Genomic DNA, 18,230 nt, shown 5'->3' with positions numbered 1-18,230 from the left:
ACAACGCCGTCGTTTCCAGCCCCCAACACGTGTGACCTCGTCGAGTATGACGAGGTCAAGGAGAGACCTATGTACTGCCTTCGATTCATCTCTATTGGACTCGTGACGTTGGCGCTCAGCGCCTGCGCCACCGGGAGCTCCAAGTTTGCGTGCCCTCGTCCGCAGGGCGTGACGTGTATGTCCGCTACGGACGTCTATCGCGCGACCAACAATGCCGACGAGGTCCTGGGTGTTGACGCGTCGGAAGCCGCGAAACTCGCGACACAGGGAAAGAGTGCGGGAAAAGTTGCGTCCCCGGGTCCGGCTCCGGTGGTCGCTGACGTCACGCCGGCCGCGACCGTTGCGCTCCCTGCGAGTGCGCCGGCGCAGCTGCATCTGGATGGCTCGACGCTTGCGCTGTCCCCGCCGGGCGCGCGCGTGGCTACCGACCCCAGCCAGTACAACAGCGCAAACGCTGTTGGTACCCGTCAGGCCGCGACGAAGCAGCGCGGTGTGCCGGCGCTCGGCGCCGACAGTTCGCCGGACGCGTTCAGGCAACCGGCAAAGATCATGCGCATCTACGTGCGTCCGTGGGAAGACGACGCGGGCGACTTGCACATGAGTGGATTCATTTTCACGGAGATTGAACCGCGCAAGTGGTTGGTCGCACAGAAGGCGAGCGACGACGACGGGCTGTTCCGTCTTCTTGAAGCACCCGGGAAGGATGCGGCGCAGGAAGCACCGGCAGGCGTTGGAAAAGCCACTCCAACGGCTCCCCGCACGGGAAACGGAGGTGGCGCCAACCCGTAAGGAAATCCCATGAAGTACCTGAAGAACTTCGCCGAGCGCATGCAGAAGAACAAGAAGCTGCAGCGCGCAAATGAACTGATCCAGCGCTACGGCCTTCTGGTCGCTCTCCTTACCCTCGTGTCCGGCATCGCTGTTGCCGGTAACCAGGGCGCCGAGTTCGACACGATTTATCAGATGGTCCGCGGCTGGCTCGAGGGCACCCTCGGCAAGGTCCTCGCAATGGGCGCATTCGGTATCGGCATGGCCGTCGGCATCGTGAAGCAGTCCCTGATGGCTCTCGCCATCGGCATTGGCTTCGCCGTCGTTCTCGCCTACGCGCCGTCCATCATCGACGCGATCTTCACCTTCTCGCTGTAACGGGCAATAGCAACTAGCCCGCGCTGCCCTGGGGCCGGCAATCACGTCGGCCCCCTTTTCTCTACCGCCAAACGATTCAATCAAATAGGAGACGGCTTGTGCCAACCGCTGCCGAACGCCAGGAGGCGCTGATTCGTAACTTCGGTGTTGTTCACGCGTATGACCCCGATGACGGGATCTTCGTTGTGTCACCCGATCGACTCGGCTTCGGCGCGATCATGCCGCCGCTGAACGGCATCGACACGGCGACGCTCGAAGCGTTGAACGTCCTCCTAAACGTTCCGTATCCGACAAACTCGACGCTCCAGGTGCTGCACTATGCGTCGCCGGATATCGAGCCGGTGATCTGGGACTTCAAAGAGCTGCGTCGTAACGAGACGGATCCGAATCTCAACAAAATTTCCGACGAGCGCGTTAACTTTCTGCGCGGCCTGACGCTGAATGCTGCAAGCGAGGTTGCCGGCGCGCGCCTTCGCCAGCTCCAGGTCTTGATCACCGTGACCGTCCCGCACGGAACCCATGAACCGACCCTGCAAGAGAAATCCGCCATTCGCGAACTCATGCAGAATTTCGACGCGGCGCTGAAGGCGATTCGTCTTCCCTTCCAGCGCCTGACAGCCAGTCGCTACGTCCGCTTCATGGAAACCCTCCTCAACCACAGCCCAAATGCCATCTGGCGCCGCACGGCTGTTGCAGAGTGTGAACCGGACGAGCTGCTGTGCAATCAAATTCTCGACCCGGACACCGTCATCGACTTTGAGAAAGAGGCCATCCGCCTCGGTGACTATGCGCATGTGCGCTGCCTGAGCGTGAAGCGATACCCGGACTCGCTCTTTCCCGGCATGGCCCAGTACTACATGGGCGACATCATGAAGGGCACGAAGGCCATGCGTGACCCCGTGCTCTACGTGGTCAACGTGATCTACCCGGACCACGAGAACCGACGCGGCTTGCTCCAACGGGACTTCCAGTGGGCCAAGAAGAATGCCGAAGGTCCGCTCGCGCGCCTGGTGCCGGAATACGGCCGTCGCGCGGAAAGCCTGCGCCAAATGGTCGAGGCGATGGATAACGGTGACCGGATCATCTACTCGTACTTTGGCGCGGCAGTCTTCTCGCGCACGAACGAGCAGTCGATTCAGGCAGCCGGCGACGTCCAGGCGATGATGCGCACGCTCGGCTTCCAGGCCGTGCCCGACAAGTACGCGCTCCAGCCTCTCTTCTCTCAGCTAATGCCGTTCGGCGCCGAGCCGGCGATGCGCGAGTTCACTGGCCGCTACAGGACCTACGGGACGCGCCATATCGTGCCGATGCTTCCGATCATCGGAAGTTGGCGCGGATCGCGCCGGCCGCTGCTGACCTTCATTAGTCGCGACGGGCAGCTAATGCCGTGGTCGCCGTACGACACGGACAGTAACAACAACTTCGTGATCGCCGCGAAGTCAGGTTCGGGCAAAAGCTTCCTCGCGAATGCAATCGTCACGAATTTCCTGAGTATCGGCGGGCGCGCGTGGTTGATCGACAAGGGCTTCAGCTACAAAAAGCTGTGCCAGGACCGCGGCGGACAGTACATCGAGTTCGAGGCGGACTCGGACATCTGCATCAACCCGTTCTCCATCGTGAAGGACTTCGGCGAAGAGGTCGAGATTCTGGTGGGCATCATCCAGATCATGGCCGCGCCGAAGGAGGGTTTCGACGAGTTCCAAGCGCCGGGCGTGCAGCGCGTGCTCACCGAGCAGTGGCAGAGGCACCACCACGATCTGACCATCGACCACCTTGAGGCCGCCCTGCTCGAAGAAGAGGACCAACGTCTCAAGGACGTCGGCAAGCAGCTGTTCCCGTTCACGTCCAAAGGCCAGTACGGCAAGTTCTTCAACGGCCCGAGCAATGTGAATCTGGACAACCGTCTGGTGGTGCTGGAGCTTCAGCAGTTGACGGGTCGCCAGCATTTGCAGCGCGTGGTTCTGCTGCAGCTGATGTACCAGATCCAACAGTCCATGGATAAGTTGCCGGTTAGCATGCCGAAGTGCCTCCTCGTCGACGAGGCCTTCAACCTGATCGCCACTGGGGAAACGAAGGACTTCATCATCAGCTGGTATCGCCAGCTGCGTAAGTTCGGCGCGGCCGCTGGCATCTGTACGCAGTCGGTGAACGACTTCTACCAGAACGAGGGCGCGGCGGCGATCATCGAGAACTCAGCGCATAAGCTCCTTCTAGCGCAGGAGCGCGACTCGATTTCGATGGCTCGAAGCAAGGGCCGCCTGACGCTGTCTGAAGGCGAGTTCAGTCTGCTGGAGACCGTGCATTCCGTGCAGGGTGAGTTCTCCGAGATCCTGATCGTTGGCCCGTTCGGTACCGGGGTTGGACGACTTGTGGAGTCCCCGTACAACAAGCTTCTGTTCTCGTCGCACGCGAATGACAAGGGAGCGATTGAGAACTACGTGAAGGCCGGACTCTCGCAGGAGGACGCGATCCACGCAGTTCTGCGTGATCGCGGGGTGGCCTACGGCGCGAGGTACGCGGCATGAGCGATGCGGGAACGAAGCCGGCGCAATCGCCCGCGCAGCCCGGATGGAGCCGTTCGATGGTCTGGTTCGTAGCGCTCGTCTGGCCCGTCGTCGTCGCACTCGTTGCGCTGCGATGGAGTGGGGCACTCCACCTGCCCGACGAGTTGGCCGAGCGCCCCCGCATCGTCGTGATGGACGTGCAGGGAGCCGTGCAGGCCGAAGTGACGCGCCTCGGAGGTGATGACGCTGCCCTCAAGGCCGCCATCAGTCACGTTCAAGGGGTAGCGCGCGATCTGCGGAGCCAGGGTTACATGGTCCTGGACGAATCCTACGTCTATGCGTACCCGCAGGGTATTGAAGTCGAGCCCGCGGCCGATGCCAACGCGGCTCCTTCGAGCAACGGGGCGAACCCGTGAGCACCGCTAACGCCAGTGTCGCGCCGGCGCACAAAGAGCGCTGGAGCAAGACGAAGACCCTGAACATCGTTTGCGGGCTCACGATCGCGTGGTTGCTCGCGGTGAAGCTGGTCGGTGCCTTTGTCCACCTCGGTGTGGATCCGCAGCCGACTCCGTGCCTCCCCTGGAGGTACTTCATCGTCGGCCAGCAGATTCCGGACTCCATTGAGCGCGGGAAGATCTACATGTATCGCGCGTACCGCATTCCGATGATGCCTAACGGCATTCACGTGGCGAAGTACGCAGGAGCCATCGCTGGTGATCACGTCGTCGTGAACGAGCAGGGCATTTTCATCAACGGTCACCTCTGGGGGCCGCTAAACAAGGAAGTGATGATGAAGGGAAGGATGACTATGGATGATGTCCGGGCCGATTACGTAGTACCGACAGGCAAGGTGCTGATGCTCGGCACGATGCCGAATACCTGGGACGGCCGCTACTGGGGCCTCGTCAAGCTCGATCAGATCGATGGCAAGGCGGTGCCGCTATGGTGAAGAGGGCTATTCCGTTGGCGCTCGCCGGTCTCGTGGCCGTGCTCGGGACTGCCTATGCGCAACAGGGCCCCGCGCCCGCCAAGGCGTCGACGTCGGCTGTGGCAGACAAGATCATGGTCGAGCGCGCGCAGGCAGCCCTCGAAGACCCCGAAGCGGTCGCCGGCAGTGGTTGGCAGGAAAGCGCCGACGCGACCATTGCAAAGGAAAAGGCCGCTCGCGGCGGTCAGCTGCAGAGCATCGTCGACCAGCAGCCGACCGCATTGCAGCAGGCGCTGGACAAGGCCGCGCAGACTCTGAATCTGCCGTCACCCGTGGCGCAGAAGCCGGGCGTGGCCAAGCAGGCTCCTAACGTGAAGTACCGCATCTACCTCTCACAGTCGATGGGTGATGCAGCTGTCCGCGAGGCCATGATGGATGCCGTGGGCCGCGAGGACACGATGCTGATCTTTCGTGGCCCGAAGAAAGGCCAGACAGTGAATCAGCTCCAGCTCTGGCTGGGCAACATGGTCAAGGACCGCGTGCAGAAGGCCGAGCCACTTCCCAACATCTTCGTGGACCCGACGGCGTTCAGCGACCACGACATCACCGTCGTGCCGACCGTTGAGCGCGTGGACGAGTCTGGCAAGACCATCGCCTCGGTTCGCGGGTTGTTCGACACGGCCTGGCTAGAAACCGAAGTGGCGCGCGGCGCCAAGGGCGACCTTGGGGCGCGGGGCAAGACCTTCCCCGTTGCGGAGATCGACCTGCTCGCGGCCATGCAGGAGAAGGTCAAGAACTTCGATTGGGAGGCCTGGAAGCAAAAGGCTGCCGCCGACTACTGGAAGAAGGCCCCGTTCACGGAGCTGCCGCGCGCGACCGAGGCGCGTGTGCGCCAGATCGACCCGACCGTTGTGGTCCCGAAGGACATCATTGCCCCGAACGGAACGGTCGTGGCGCGAGCAGGCGACACGTTCAACCCGCTCGATTCCATGGGGTTCCACCAGAAGCTGCTGATCTTCGACGCGACCGACAAGGCGCAGCTCGAGTACGCGCGCAAGTTCCTCAAGGACGCCGCCGGCACGCGTGTGACCCTCATCACAACCACCATGAACCGCGACGAGGGCTTTGACGGATACGTCGAGATGGAGAACGAACTCGAGCACCCGGTCTACATGCTGAACGCACCAGTGCGCGACACGTTCCATGTCGAAATGGTGCCAACGACGGTTGAGGCCACGAACAAGGTCTTCGTTGTTACCGAGGTGCCCGTGCACCAGGGAGGGAAGTGATATGGGTCGCCTGGTACTGACAATGCGCCGAGGACAGGGCGTGACGATGGACATCCCACAGGGCGAGGGTGACCCGGACAGCATGCATCTGACCATCGAGCGCGTCGAGAACGGAGAAGTGCGTTTGGTGTTCGAAGCTCCGAACCACATCTCGATCATTCGTGACTCGTTGCTTAGGGGTGGGTTCAAGCGACCGGCGGGAGGTGGCCATGACTAACCTCTCTCTGCGCAAGCTTGGTGCGAAGCTGGTCTTCGCCTTTGCCCTGGCTTTCGGGCTGAACGCCGCCGCATACGCCGATGTGGCGTCGGACGTTGGTGTGTCCGGTGCGACCTGTCCGGACGCCAAGTTCTTCAGCGGGTCGATGATCCGCAACCTCTGCTGGAAGTGCTTCTTCCCGATTCGCATCATGGGCATCCCCATCGGCGGCGGTCCAATTCCCGACGACGCGGCCGCACCATTCTGCGTGTGCCCAGGCCGTACTTTCGGTATCCCGTCACCAGGGATCACGCTGGGCCTCTGGGAGCCGCGCCACCTGTTCGAGATGGTTCGACAGCCGTGGTGCAGTCCCGTCTTCGGCAAGCCTCTCATCAAGTCGAAGACAAAACTCGGCGTGTCTGGTTTGGCGCGCTGGGGTGGGTACAAGCCGGAGTCGATGGAGAACCCGCAGTCGATGGGTGCGTACTACAACTGGCACTGGTGGGCGTATCCAGTGAACGTGCTCCTCGATTCGCTAATCGGTTCGGTGTGCTCGACGAAAGGCGGGTACGACATGGATCTCCTGTACTTCTCGGAGATCGACCCAACGTGGAACAACGACGAGTTGGCGTTCTACACCCAGCCGGAGGCGAAGCTTTTCTCGAATCCGCTTGTGATCGCCAGTTGCGCCGCTGATGCGGTCGCGTCGACGGTGAACAAGCCTATCCAGCTGATGTACTGGTGCGCAGGTACATGGGGACACGCGTACCCCTTTACCGGCAACGTCAACAACGCCGACAGTCCGCCTCGCAACACATCGTTGCTGACGTTCCGTGCGCTCGCCGCCTTGCATCGGCGCACATTGGCAAAGAAGACATACGGAAACGACTCGGTGTGTCGCAGCTCAATCTCGCCGATGATCCCGAAGCAACAGTACCGCCTGCAGACGTTCTATCCGCTTCCTGAAAAGAGCGGAAATCACTGGCTTGGCGCGAGCCCGTTTGAGTGGGGAGAATGGAGAAATATCCCTATGAAAGGCGAGGATTACGTGATACTAGAATGGGCGTTTTCAGACTGCTGTGTTACGTTCTGGTAGACGTCTAAACGGCCATATGAAACAACACGTTACGCCTGACAAGCGGCGATGTAAAGCAGTAGATGAGCTGCTGATGTGACTACGACAACGCCACCGAATCAGCGGTGGCGTTTCTCGTTGTTGTGCCGATTCTTTGGCGAGCCTTGGCGACCCGCATTGAGCAGCGCCAGAGAAGTGATCGAGGCCGTCGGGTAGGAGCGCTCCATCGTTGGTGCAACCGGTACTATCTACGGCGCGCCGCGCCCTCTGCCCGAGGCTCTGAAGACACGGGAGGCGAGGGGGTAGAAACGGCACCCTATAACGGCACCGTTTCCGACCCTCGTCGTGTCCTTTGATCAGTAGATTCTCCTGCGGCCAGTGGTAGTGCGGCGGCCGTTGGCTTACTGGCGCCTGCTGCAACCCTCTCCACCGCATTCGGTGTGACTGGCCAGTCTCTCGACGCGCCGCGCTCAAAGCGCGCGTCGGTTCACGACATGGGCCAAGGAATCTCGATGCTTCAGATAGGACGCAGCTGCGCTATCGCACTGGCGATGGCTCTTGGAATCGCCTGCTTCGGGATCTCGGCTCAAACCGCTCCTTCGGACGGTGGCCAGGTGGTCTCGACGCAGACCATCGCGCTGAGCGCAGCCCAGACGCAAACTACTACGGGCACCGCGACTTCCGACGGCGATGCTCTGCTGGCCAACAAGCCGAACGTCGGCTACGCGGAGGGTGGTGAGGCGGGTACGGGCACGGTCACGCTGAACGGCCAGACGGTCGATATGAACCGCTTGGCGCCGACTACCACCGACAAGTCTTACATCGACCGCCTGAAGAGCACCAATAACGGCAAAGACCTGAATGACCTTAAGACCCTCTACGACACCGAGTCGAAGAAGGTCGACAAAGACACTGGTGCCATGGGGCAAGCCAGCAACACGGTCTCCAACTCGGCGGCGAACAAGCCTTTCAGCCAGAGCGATCTGGAGAACGATCCAACGCTCAAAGGATCCGCGTCCTCATTCGACAGCGCCACCAACGGTAACGCGCTGGGTGACGTGTTCGGCGATTGCAAGGACACGACCGTCGTCACGCCGGTCCAGGAGGAGGGGTACATCATCGACTACAAGACCTGCGACAAGGTCTTGACCCCGACGCAGCAGGGTGTCGTGTGCACTCGCACCCGCCACGGGTCGGTGACCATTCCTCGCGTGCCCGGGCAGAAAGACGCTCAGCTCTTGGTCGAGCAGGGCGCGACGATGCAGATGTGTACGCGCAAGACCACCGCGTACAAGTATCGCGAGACCCTGCATCAGACGCGCGACGGTGACCTCAACGTCACACAGGAGACCGGAGGCCTTTCGTGCAAGCGCGTCATGTCGGCCAGCACGTCCCAGCAGAAGACCCAGGGCAGCGCACAGGGCGATCTCCCCATCAGCACGGAGATGGGCAGCGTGTCGTGTCAGCGGACGGTCTACTCGACCACCGTGTCGCAACCAGGCCAAAGCTCCTGGTACATCGTGAACGACACGACCATTCCGAGTAGACAGGAGCTGGATCAGCAGTACGACTTTTCAACGCCGGACTATTTCAACCTCGGCTACACAGTGATCCCGGCGAACGCGAGGCTCTCGAACGCATGGATAACCGATGCCGATCAGGCTACGGTGACTAACCTCCGCTGGTCCGGAACAACGCTCTATTACCACCTTGTGCTGAACTCGGTGCGGCACCGTGCGTACCGGATCAACTATCAGTGGACCGTCGACGCCGTCGGCGCGGGGGTCAGCGAAAGCGGGTGGTGCGGCGACCCGGGCAGCGCTCAGTGCCCGACGCAGTGGCGTTGTGACGCCTACGCACCGTACTGGGTGAATGGCCAGCAGGTGACGGCCGACATGGCGTCGAGCAAGGCTCCCTTGTTCCCCGGTGCCGGTTCGACCTGTGTGGTGGGCACGCTAAGTCGCACTTGCGGCGGTAGCGCAACGAACGGCGCGGCCATTCCCATTGGCGACAAGGTTCCCGCGGGAGCCACTTACGGCAGCCTGGCGCCCAAGTCGAAGAAGGTGATCGAGACGCTCAGCGAGATGGTTCTGCCCATCGCCGTCGCTGGCGAGGTCAGCGGCATCCGGGTGTCGAACTTCCAGTGGTGGGTGTCCAATCCACAGAACGGTGTAAGCGTGTGGCTCACGCAGACCCCGACCCAGGCCAATGGTTGGGTTGCGGGCTTCTCGGTCAGCCGAAGCGACTTTTCGTATGTGCCTCAGCAACCCCATATCGTGATGACGTGGGATGTCACGACATCAGTTACCGACGTCGGCGTAGGCGACCAGGGCAACTGCAATGACCCAGGCAGCACCGCGTGCCCCACGCAGTGGTCCTGCACGCAGCAGGCGCCGGCTACGGTCAGCGGGCTTTACGTATCAGCAAGCTTGGCCCAGTCCAAGGCCCCGCTCTACCCGGGCGCCCCGAATACCTGCGTGGTCGGCGAGCTGAATCGTGTTTGTAACGGCGCGTCCAATGCGATCACATCGATCGGCATCGGTGACCTACTGCCGCCTGGCGCCACCGAGATCTCTGCGTTCAACTGGTACGTGACAAACCCCGACGGCAATGTGTCCGTTGCCCTTACGGCTGCTCCGACCCTGGCCAATGGCTGGACCGCATCGTTCAACGTTCGCCGACAGTACACCGGAAACGGTTCGACGGCCGTAAAGCCACACATTCACATGACGTGGGACGTGCTGGGTCCCGAAAAGATCGCCGTCGGCACGCAGGACACCGGCGATTGCAACGCCTCGCCAGAAAGCCCGAGCTGCAAGATGGCGTGGCATTGCACCCAGAAATCGCCTGGTGACATCGATGGCATCCATCTGGAGTACAGCGATCTCTACAACGGTGGTCGTGGCCAGTTGTACCCCGGTGAGGGTTACGGCTGCCTGGTGGCCACTTACAACCAGGAATGCTCCGGGACGGGAGGCAAGCGGACCTCCGTATCTATCGCGGACCAGATCAAGGGCGGCGTAAAGCAGATCTACGACTACACATGGACTGTGAGTCTCCCTATCGCCAACGTCACGGTGAAGCAGATCCAGGCTCCTACTTTTGACAACGGCTGGATCGCCATCTTCGAAACCACTCGCCAATCGTGGGCCGACGAGCCTCCCGGCCAGCCGACCGTTCACCTGCAATGGAACCAAGACGGTGATCCGCAGTACGGATTCTCCGTCGAGGACTCGGGGGACTGCACCCTGCACAGCGACCAGTTCTGCAAGGTCAACTGGACCTGTGACCAGCGCGCACCGGTTGTCGTCAACGGACTGACCATTCCCGCTGAGATTGTCCAGCAGCAGCCCCCGCTTTTCGATGGCGACGGTGGCACCTGCATGGTTGCCACGCTGCACTACGACTGCTCGGGCATCTACAACAGCAGCGGTGATGTCTGCTGGGACGACGACGACGGCACACGTCACTGTATGCCGCAGGAGCCGGCCGACGGGCAGCCGAATTCGTGCCAGGACATCGAGAGCGACCCGACCTGCACGTTGAAGTCCAAGGACTGCGCCGACGGCGGCATGGGCGACAACGGTTGGTGCTACATCGAGACGTACCAGTACGCGTGCAAGAAGGGCGTGCCGATTACCGACCACAACGTGACCGAGACGACTCAGTGCAGCGCAAACAACGCCTGCTTGGACGGATCGTGCACGTCGCAGGACAAGAAGGACGAGGCGTCCTACTCACGTAACAAGGCGCTCGCGAAGCAAGTGGAAACGCAGCACGTCATGAACGACTGGACCATCGACGGTGCAGCACCCACCGGTGCCACGTCGCCTACTCAGGGCCCGGCGCCGCAATCGATGTCGGTTGTTCCGGCCTGGGCAAACCCCACAGGAGGTGGAAATTGAAATCGCTGTTTGTTCGGATCGCGGGTTTGGCCATGCTGACGGCCGCCTTTGGAAGCGCCTTCGCGCAATCGGGTGGCACGACCGTGCAGCCAGGTTGGTCCGCCAATGAGGCCACGCAGTGGGGCATTCCCGCGGATACGCCACTTCCGGCTGGCATGGGCGGCGTTGATTCGCTGCAGGGCTTCGACCTGAATCGCATCCGGTTCTTCGCCGGGAAACGGCTCGACTGCAAGAACATGCTTGGCGGCCTGCTCAAGTGCTGCAAGAAGACCGTGCCTGACCCGCAGAAGGACTGGTGGGACCAGTACCGCACGACGCAGAAACAGTCCACGGCATTTGATGCGAGCAAACTGATCGATCATGTGCAGGGCGCATGGAACCAGATGCAGGGCGGTGCGGACCACTGGGATCTCAATTCCTCCTTTACATCCTCTTTCGAGAACCTCACCGGCGGTGGTGCGAGTCCGTCTGACACTGGCTTCGGCAGCATTGGCCAGGCCAACGATTCGTTCATGGATGGCCAGAACAAGAGCGTGAGGCCGAAGCTCTCGTGGTACTGCGATGACTCGGACTTCGAAGTGGCCGTGCAGAAGCAGGTCGGCACATGCCACTACCTCGGATCTAAGTGCCAGAGCAAGGTTCTTGGGGTATGCCTGGTCAAGAAGGAGATCTATTGCTGCTTCAACTCGCCTATTACGCGCATCATGCGCGAGGACATGATGACTCGCGGTATCGGGGACATGGGTGACGCCAAGCATCCCAACTGCGCGGGCTTGTCAGTAGCTCAGCTCTCCGGCGGGGCGCTCGACGAGATCGACACGAACGAGATGATCGGGCGCATGCAGATGGGTGGCTTCCTTCCCGACGACGTGATGGATCCGAACGCCGCCGAGTCGCTGTACACCGGCGCGGGTAGTACCTACGGCGATCCCAGTCGCATTCCGGTGAGCCAGCGTACCGACCAGCATCTGGAGTCGATGGACTACCAGGGGTCGACATCATCGATCAACGACGACTTGTCGAAGACGTTGCCGACGCAGTCGACCGACGCGCCGACTGGCGTCGGCCAAGTGACGTTCACGACGGGCTACTACAGTTTCGACAGTGGCAAGCCGGCTGTGATCTCGGTGAGCCGGAATGGGGGAACTGGCATGGTGTCCGTGGTTGTGAATACCCAGTCCAGCACGGCCACCGATGGGCGTGACTTCAACGGCGTGAGCCAGACGATGTACTGGAGCCAGGGCGATGTGGGCGAAAAGACGATCACCGTCCCGACCACCGCATTTGGCGGCAGCGACAAGCGCACCTTCAAGGTCGTGCTGAGCCAGCCGACGGGCGGCGCCACCATCACCCCATACACCAACGTGGACGTGGACCTGCGTCCGTCGGAGAACTGATCATGGCTGTACTGACTACCGCCGCACTTCCGATGTTCGTGGAGAACATCACGGACTGCCTTCCCATCAGCTCGGGCCGAACGATCCGTCACTGGCTGCTGAGTCACCCGGAAGCCCTGCAGCATGGCCTACTGACCTCGATGCGGCAGGCGTTCAAAGAAAGCGGCTTGGCCAAGGGCGTTCCCAGTGACCCGGATCGCCGGGCGTTCCTTCTGCGTTGCCTCACGGCGGTGGTCGATCCCTTCGACGTTCCGGCTGCTACTGAGGAGGTCAATGAGGCGTGGTTTCAGCCTGAGTACCTCGCCATGCTGGAGGCCTGCGCGCTCTATGGCATCCACCTTATGCGAGACCTGTTCGACCGCTTCAGCGAGACCAGTGGCGCGCAGTCCGATGACGACGCGGCAATCAACAGGCTCAACGGGCGACTGCTCACCGATGCTGACGTGTCCGAGCGCATCAAGATGGTCTACCAGCTGACGCACGTCGAGGCGCTCGAGCGACTTCTGGATGCCGCTTGGACCGAGAGATCCGGGCCGCGCTACAAGTATCGATCGACCGTCGTGCTGGAGAACGGTGAAGCGCGTTGGTCCGTTGACCGGGACGCGTTCGTGGCCGGGCCGCACGGCTTGACGTGGATCCGCAACGGCGTGATCTGGTTCGGGCGGGGCTACGTCTGCGGTGGCCAGCCTATCATCCAGTTTCGGGACAGGGCCGCCCTGCGTTTGAATAAGAGCGACATTGAGTCGACGCGCGACGCGTGGCGTGCCGGCCCGACACTGGCCGTGGACAACGGGGCAGTTGCTGCAGCCACATGAGTCTCGACCTGTGGCAGAGGGACTTCGACGAGCTGCGCGCGCGGCGGCCAACTCGCTGGGGCGCGTGGGTATCGCCGCGCGTTTCCATTGCGCCGTGGATCGTCGCTGCGATCTTCGGAGACGTCACGGTTGCCTTTGGACGCCTGATGATCAAGCGTGGACTTCTGGGAGCGCCGGCGTATGCACGACGCTCACTTTTAGCGATCGCTTGGGGCAGGGTCGTGCGAGGACACCTTCTGGCATCCGCCGGCATGCTGATCTGCCTGGGTGCATTTCTGGTTCTCGGTGCAGTTCGCGGGGCCGAGCTCGTGGCGTGCAGCGCGGGGGTGGGGGTCGCCGTTTGGGTGGCGTGGCTTGGACTGAGGCGAAGAAAGTCCGAGGCGGACGATGAGGCCTCGCGACTGGTGGGGCCGAAAGGACTGTTGGCAGCAGTTATTTGGCGCGGGCGAGCAAGCAGTAATCGGGATGTGCGCACTGCAGGCGATCACCGCCGCGCACCGAGAAGGCAGGAATGACCCATTGGGGCGCAGCCGGTAGCAACCGCGCCCCAATTTAGTCAGATCTCCGGCTCAGCCAGGCGGGCTTTAATGCAGAACTCCTGCGCAAACTTGAGGTTCTCGCGGGCACCTTCGCTGTCGCCGAAGCACTCTTGGTCGATGACGTGGCCAGAGATGGGGTCCAGCGCGGAGACTGACGCGAGGTTCAGGACGTTCCAGCCAACCACGTGGTCGAAATTGATGGCTTCGACGTCATCCCGCTTGTAGGTCAGCAGAAGGATCGGCTTCTCGAATTCTCGACCGTACTTGTCGACCAGTTGCTCAACCATCTGCACGGCGACCGTTTCATAGGGCAGGTTGCCCAAGTCCTTCCGCGCGCGCTCGAGGACGTCCTTGGTCTTGTTGCCACCCGAAAAGATCGAATCCTGCCGGATCGCCACGGTGATCCGTTTCGTATCGGCGGCGAGCGGGGTAACCGAAATCACCTTGTCCATCTTCTCGATCTTCGCGTACGGCGAAGGGGCCGCGTTGGGAGCTGAAGGCTTGTCGCCGGTGGCGTGGTTCTCACCCTTGTCGATAAAGGCGCCGAGCACGACCAGGCCGAACACGACGCCCGCGAGGCCTTGGCCAAACTTCTTGCTTATCCCTGCCATGCACTTTCCTTGCTTCAGTGAGGCGCAGGTGCGCGCCATGATTCCGGGGTCGGGCATTTAGCCTGCGGCGCGCGGCGAGGTCAAACCTACATCCTCCACGGACACCTTGATGGTCATCGGCTGGAAGCACACCTGTGGCTCTTCCTGATGGCACCCTTGGACGGTGACCGAGATGTCGCCCGCGGCTCGGTCTGTGAGTGGGATGGCCATCGTGAACGTGTCCAGGTACTCCTCGGACTGGTTGCCCAGGCCGTCGTCGACGAGCTGGCCAGCCGGGAGCTCGGCGGGGCCGCGCACGCTTCCGGCACCGCCATCGCGGATGTGGATCCGCTCGCGATATACCGCATAGCCTGGCTCGACATCCCAGGTCACGTACAGCTTGTCACCGACGCGTGTTGTGTTGGCAACGCGGAAGGCTTCAGTGGCTTCGAGCAGCTCGCCGGCACGCGACATGGCTGGAGAGAGGAGGGCGGAAAGAAGCGCAATGCCGAGAAAGCGATACATCTCAGCCGACTCCAGCCATTTGCTCGCAGAATTCGTCCCAAGCAGTCTCCACCGCCTGGTCGCATCGGTCTTCCAGGATGTTCTTCAGAGTGGAGGCATCATTTGCGGCGTCGACCGGGTCGCGTGTGATAGCCGCACGCAGTGCGTCCTTGAGCCAGTTGGAAGCACCCGGGTCGGCGAGGACAGACTCGATGGTCGGATTGCTCATGTGGATTCGTCTCCGTGGATGGTCAGGAGACGATAGGTAAGAGGAGCAACGGATGGGGCGTAAAACGGAGCGATCGTGGCTGGGGGTTTCGGGTTCCGGCTCAATCCAATGGAGAAGGCCCGCTGATTCGGAGCAGACGCCCGTAGGTGGACGGCACTGATTATGTGGGCAACCGCGCTCGTGTGGGGCGCGCCGCCCGCGCCTGATGCCTGACTTGGCGGAGCTTGCGCCGCTGGGGCGTATCGCCTTTAAGAGACTCCGGATCGGTGTCCGCAAAATAGCGATCACACGGCACACATTTGGCTTGAATATCCCTGCTCCCCCAGAACGACTTCTTGCAGCCAGGGCATTGGTATTTCCGGCGGCGCCCGGTGAGCGTGGGCTCCGTGTACTCGACAGCATTTTGGATGGCGGCGTAGGCGGGGTCAGGCAGATTCGGCTTGGGGAGTTGCTGTGGCGGAGCTTCGGTCGCGCCTTTCGCGTCAGCGCTCGAAGCGGCACCCAGGCGTGCGACCAAATGCTGCGCTCGCGCTTGCTCTGACGTCGCGTCATAAGGAACCGCGGGCGCGATTCGATCCACCCAGGCGAACGTAAAGCCCTCGGCCAGCAGCTGGCGGCAGGCGATGTCGAGGGGGCCACCGTCCTCGATGATGTGGCCGACACGGTTCCCTGTCTCTTTTCCATCAGGTAGGCCATCCACGCGCGCGCAACAGGCCGACCCTTTTGAGTACGGCGGCAAGTTCGCGGTTGTGATAGCTGGAGCGACTTTTCCGCCGCCCATACTCGCCGTGCGCAAGCTTGCACATGGCATGGACCAAGCTGGCCAGCGATTCGGTCAGGGTGCGAAGTGCAAGATACTGAGGGTTCACCGCGATCGCATGCGACTCGCGCCGCGAAACATGGAGATATTGGCGCTCGCGATAGCACGCAAAGCTCGCGCTGTCGCGCTGGTAGGACAACACGATGTTCGCCGGCAGCGTGCCGCCAAACAAAGTGTTGTTGAAGTAGCGATACGCGTACTGTAGGTCGTGGCTTACTTCGTCGGTGGGCGAGGCTGTGGCAGGCGGGACATTTCTGCTTGTACAAGCAGAAATGTCCGTTCCCACAAAGAACTCGGGGACATTCGCTTTCACGCGCGTAACGCCTCCGCCATGCTTACGGCGTCGAGCTCGCGAGCGCGGCCGTGTTGCCGTTGGTGAGGATCAGCACGTCCACCTGTGCTGACGGCCAGGCCGAGTAGAGTTGGGGATCGTTCGGCTTTCGCGTTCCCGTGGCGACGTCAATCGCTTCTACCCCGATCCCCCCCTTAGGATTGGACCAGAGTCGGTAGGCTTCAGGCGTCATGCCTGCGTCATCGCCGACGATGACGCCGTAATGTCTGGTTGCAACCTGAAGCGTCCAGCGCCCAAATCCCGCGCCTTGGTGGGTCGGTTCTGTGAACTGCCGAATGCCTTGCTTGTAAGCAACGCCGGCGATGGCAAAGTCGCGGCACACGAGGAAGCTGTGGCCTTCGTTCGCCGAGGGGCCGGCGTAGAAAATGTCATGGGGCTGGCCCTCGACGAGGAACGAGTATTTCCAGATGGCCATACTGCGCTGGGGGTTGTAGTCGATCTGGACCGCCTCTAGAGCGGCGATCCGTTGAATCCATGCCGTCATCTGTGCTGACGTGAGTGGGTTAATTAGCTGGATGATCATCGCGAGGTCCGTGTGCGCGGTGGTTGGTAGGTGGGTGTGCTGCGACCTAAGCCGCAAGAGGCACGCGGCCGGCCTTGATCGCCGCCCAGCCCAGAAAAGTGGCGGCGCCGATGACGACGACAAACTTGCCGAAGGTCAACCAGTCGTGCCGACCACGTTGTTTGTCCTCCGACGCGCGGTGTCGTTCGTCGTTGCGTTCGATCCGGTCCGCGGCGTCCCGTCGTTCCTCGGCCGTGTTGGCATGGTGGTACGTGTGGGCGAATGTGTCGTGTGTGGCATCGGCACGCTTCGCCGCACCTTCGGTGTGGGCATGGCGGGTATCGGCGGCCGCGCGCTCCACCGAGTCGATGATGTTCGCGGTTGCAGCGGCGGCGCTGGTGCGTTCCCCGGCCTGCGGTTTCTGTGTGCGCTTTGCCCCGGTGCACGCGGCCGTGTCGCTGCGGCGGGCGGTCGCGTCAGCGTGTTTGCTGCGCGTGGAGGCAGCGCCCTGGCGCAGGTGTTCGCGCACGTCTTCCAACTGTTCGTGGTAACTGCGTTGCTGCCGGCTCATGGCTTGTCTCCGCGCGTGCGCTTTCGTTTGGTGGTGGTAGAGGGTGTCTGCTGCGGAGGTGTTTGCCGCAGCGCGGCGATTTCGCCTTCCAGGCGAGCGATGTGCTGCCTTGCTTCCTGGAGTTGTCCTGTGAGTGGGCGCAAGGCGACGCATTCCTTCTCGCGTGCGCTGAGCCGTTCTTCGATGGCGCCCCACTGCCGGGCATCTCGATCGCGCTGCTCCGTGAGGCGCGTGACGGCAGAGGTTTGATCGGCCAGTTGGGTGTCCAGGCGGGAGGCCTTGGTCACGGCCGCTTCCTGCTCACGTCGTGCGGTGGCCAGCTCTGCGAGGGCGGCGTCCTTATCAACCAGAAGCTCCTCGCTACGTTCCTGCGCGGCGGCGAGCTTCGCGGCGAGATCGTCGTTTGCCTTTTCGGCGGCCTCCTTGGCTTTGTTGGCCTTCGCCAGTGCGTCGATAGCCGAGGCCAACTCGGCACTCAGTTGCTTCTGAGCGAGCTCGTGAGCGGCAATAGCCTCCAGGTCGGCCGCGTGCAACTGTGCTGCTTTCGTCAGATCCTCCCGATCCTGCGCACGCTGCTGATCTGCCGCCTGCTGCGCCTGGCGGAGGCCGCCGGCTTCGTTCTGCAGACGCTCGTTGGCTTCCTTGGCCTCGCGCAACTCCTGCTGGAGCGTGGTCAGATGGCGTTCCCGTTCTTCCTGCGCGTTGGCCGCAGCCGCCTGCTCCTGCGCAAAGGCGTCGCGGGCCTCCTGCAGTTGGTTACGCTCGGCGTCGAGTGCCTGCTGCTGCTCTTCGAGCGCTCGCTGGCCTGTCTCCGTGGCGGCGCCTTTGAGCGCTTGCCAGGCATCCCAGAAGCCTTTGTGGACCTCAG

The 18,230-nt window shown here is 62.1% G+C and carries 17 protein-coding genes and 1 pseudogene; 11 read left to right on the top strand and 7 right to left on the bottom strand.

All coding sequences use genetic code 11. From position 1 onward, the window contains the following. Positions 1-69 precede the first annotated feature (69 nt). From JHD67_RS14030 to JHD67_RS13980, 11 genes are all read left to right on the top strand, one after another. Positions 70-789 carry a TraV family lipoprotein gene (locus tag JHD67_RS14030; protein ID WP_199041204.1) on the top strand — a complete coding sequence of 240 codons (720 nt, stop codon included), beginning with the start codon at positions 70-72 and terminating at the stop codon, positions 787-789. Positions 790-798: 9 nt separating this feature from the next. Further along, on the top strand, positions 799-1,146 hold the full coding sequence (gene traA / locus JHD67_RS14025; protein WP_199041208.1) for a TraA family conjugative transfer protein: 348 nt from the start codon (positions 799-801) through the stop codon (positions 1,144-1,146). A 98-nt stretch (positions 1,147-1,244) separates the two neighbouring features. Continuing rightward, a complete protein-coding gene (gene traC / locus JHD67_RS14020) occupies positions 1,245-3,671 on the top strand; it encodes a type IV secretion system protein TraC (RefSeq protein WP_199041211.1) in 2,427 nt (808 codons plus the stop codon). After that, positions 3,668-4,066 carry a hypothetical protein gene (locus tag JHD67_RS14015; RefSeq protein WP_199041214.1) on the top strand — a complete coding sequence of 133 codons (399 nt, stop codon included), beginning with the start codon at positions 3,668-3,670 and terminating at the stop codon, positions 4,064-4,066. The genes traC and JHD67_RS14015 overlap by 4 nt, the downstream gene beginning before the upstream one ends. Then, a complete protein-coding gene (locus JHD67_RS14010) occupies positions 4,063-4,599 on the top strand; it encodes a S26 family signal peptidase (protein WP_199041217.1) in 537 nt (178 codons plus the stop codon). Before JHD67_RS14015 ends, JHD67_RS14010 begins: the two co-directional genes overlap by 4 nt. Further along, a complete protein-coding gene (locus JHD67_RS14005) occupies positions 4,593-5,867 on the top strand; it encodes a TrbC family F-type conjugative pilus assembly protein (RefSeq protein ID WP_199099872.1) in 1,275 nt (424 codons plus the stop codon). The genes JHD67_RS14010 and JHD67_RS14005 overlap by 7 nt, the downstream gene beginning before the upstream one ends. Then, complete coding sequence (locus JHD67_RS22905; protein WP_343214371.1) at positions 5,782-6,084, top strand: carbon storage regulator; 303 nt, start codon at positions 5,782-5,784, stop codon at positions 6,082-6,084. The genes JHD67_RS14005 and JHD67_RS22905 overlap by 86 nt, the downstream gene beginning before the upstream one ends. Next, positions 6,077-7,159 carry a TraU family protein gene (locus tag JHD67_RS13995; protein ID WP_199041223.1) on the top strand — a complete coding sequence of 361 codons (1,083 nt, stop codon included), beginning with the start codon at positions 6,077-6,079 and terminating at the stop codon, positions 7,157-7,159. Before JHD67_RS22905 ends, JHD67_RS13995 begins: the two co-directional genes overlap by 8 nt. 491 nt (positions 7,160-7,650) lie before the next feature. Further along, the gene (locus tag JHD67_RS13990; protein ID WP_199041224.1) at positions 7,651-11,043 is read left to right on the top strand and encodes a hypothetical protein; all 3,393 of its coding nucleotides are present in this window, start codon (positions 7,651-7,653) and stop codon (positions 11,041-11,043) included. Further along, complete coding sequence (gene traN, locus JHD67_RS13985) at positions 11,040-12,440, top strand: conjugal transfer protein TraN (protein ID WP_199041225.1); 1,401 nt, start codon at positions 11,040-11,042, stop codon at positions 12,438-12,440. Before JHD67_RS13990 ends, traN begins: the two co-directional genes overlap by 4 nt. Before the next feature lie 2 nt (positions 12,441-12,442). After that, a complete protein-coding gene (locus JHD67_RS13980; protein ID WP_199041226.1) occupies positions 12,443-13,255 on the top strand; it encodes a hypothetical protein in 813 nt (270 codons plus the stop codon). Between the two features lie 556 nt (positions 13,256-13,811). Here the strand turns inward: JHD67_RS13980 and JHD67_RS13975 are convergent. From JHD67_RS13975 to JHD67_RS13945, 7 genes and pseudogenes are all read right to left on the bottom strand, one after another. Next, positions 13,812-14,405: a hypothetical protein gene (locus JHD67_RS13975; RefSeq protein ID WP_199099870.1), complete on the bottom strand. Its 594-nt coding sequence runs from the start codon at positions 14,403-14,405 to the stop codon at positions 13,812-13,814. Positions 14,406-14,462: 57 nt separating this feature from the next. After that, entirely contained in the window at positions 14,463-14,909 is a 447-nt protein-coding gene (locus tag JHD67_RS13970) for a protein-disulfide reductase DsbD N-terminal domain-containing protein (protein WP_199041228.1), read from the bottom strand. Position 14,910: 1 nt separating this feature from the next. Continuing rightward, positions 14,911-15,117: a hypothetical protein gene (locus tag JHD67_RS13965; protein WP_199041229.1), complete on the bottom strand. Its 207-nt coding sequence runs from the start codon at positions 15,115-15,117 to the stop codon at positions 14,911-14,913. Between the two features lie 683 nt (positions 15,118-15,800). Further along, positions 15,801-16,250, bottom strand: coding sequence for a hypothetical protein (locus JHD67_RS13960; RefSeq protein WP_199041231.1), 450 nt, complete (start codon positions 16,248-16,250; stop codon positions 15,801-15,803). 22 nt (positions 16,251-16,272) lie between these two features. Further along, positions 16,273-16,812 (bottom strand): hypothetical protein, encoded by a 540-nt coding sequence (locus JHD67_RS13955; RefSeq protein ID WP_199041233.1) that lies wholly within the window; start codon positions 16,810-16,812, stop codon positions 16,273-16,275. 46 nt (positions 16,813-16,858) lie between these two features. Continuing rightward, positions 16,859-17,362: a hypothetical protein gene (locus tag JHD67_RS13950; protein ID WP_199041235.1), complete on the bottom strand. Its 504-nt coding sequence runs from the start codon at positions 17,360-17,362 to the stop codon at positions 16,859-16,861. After that, positions 17,359-18,230 (bottom strand): annotated as a pseudogene (locus tag JHD67_RS13945) (hypothetical protein); the annotation flags it as partial. The pseudogene JHD67_RS13945 and the gene JHD67_RS13950, both read right to left, overlap by 4 nt.

Origin of the sequence: Dyella sp. ASV21 (genome assembly GCF_016428975.1) — a bacterium.
Lineage (GTDB): Bacteria > Pseudomonadota > Gammaproteobacteria > Xanthomonadales > Rhodanobacteraceae > Dyella.
The sequence above is the reverse complement of the archived record's forward strand: the minus strand, read 5'-3'. Positions and strand labels throughout refer to the sequence as shown.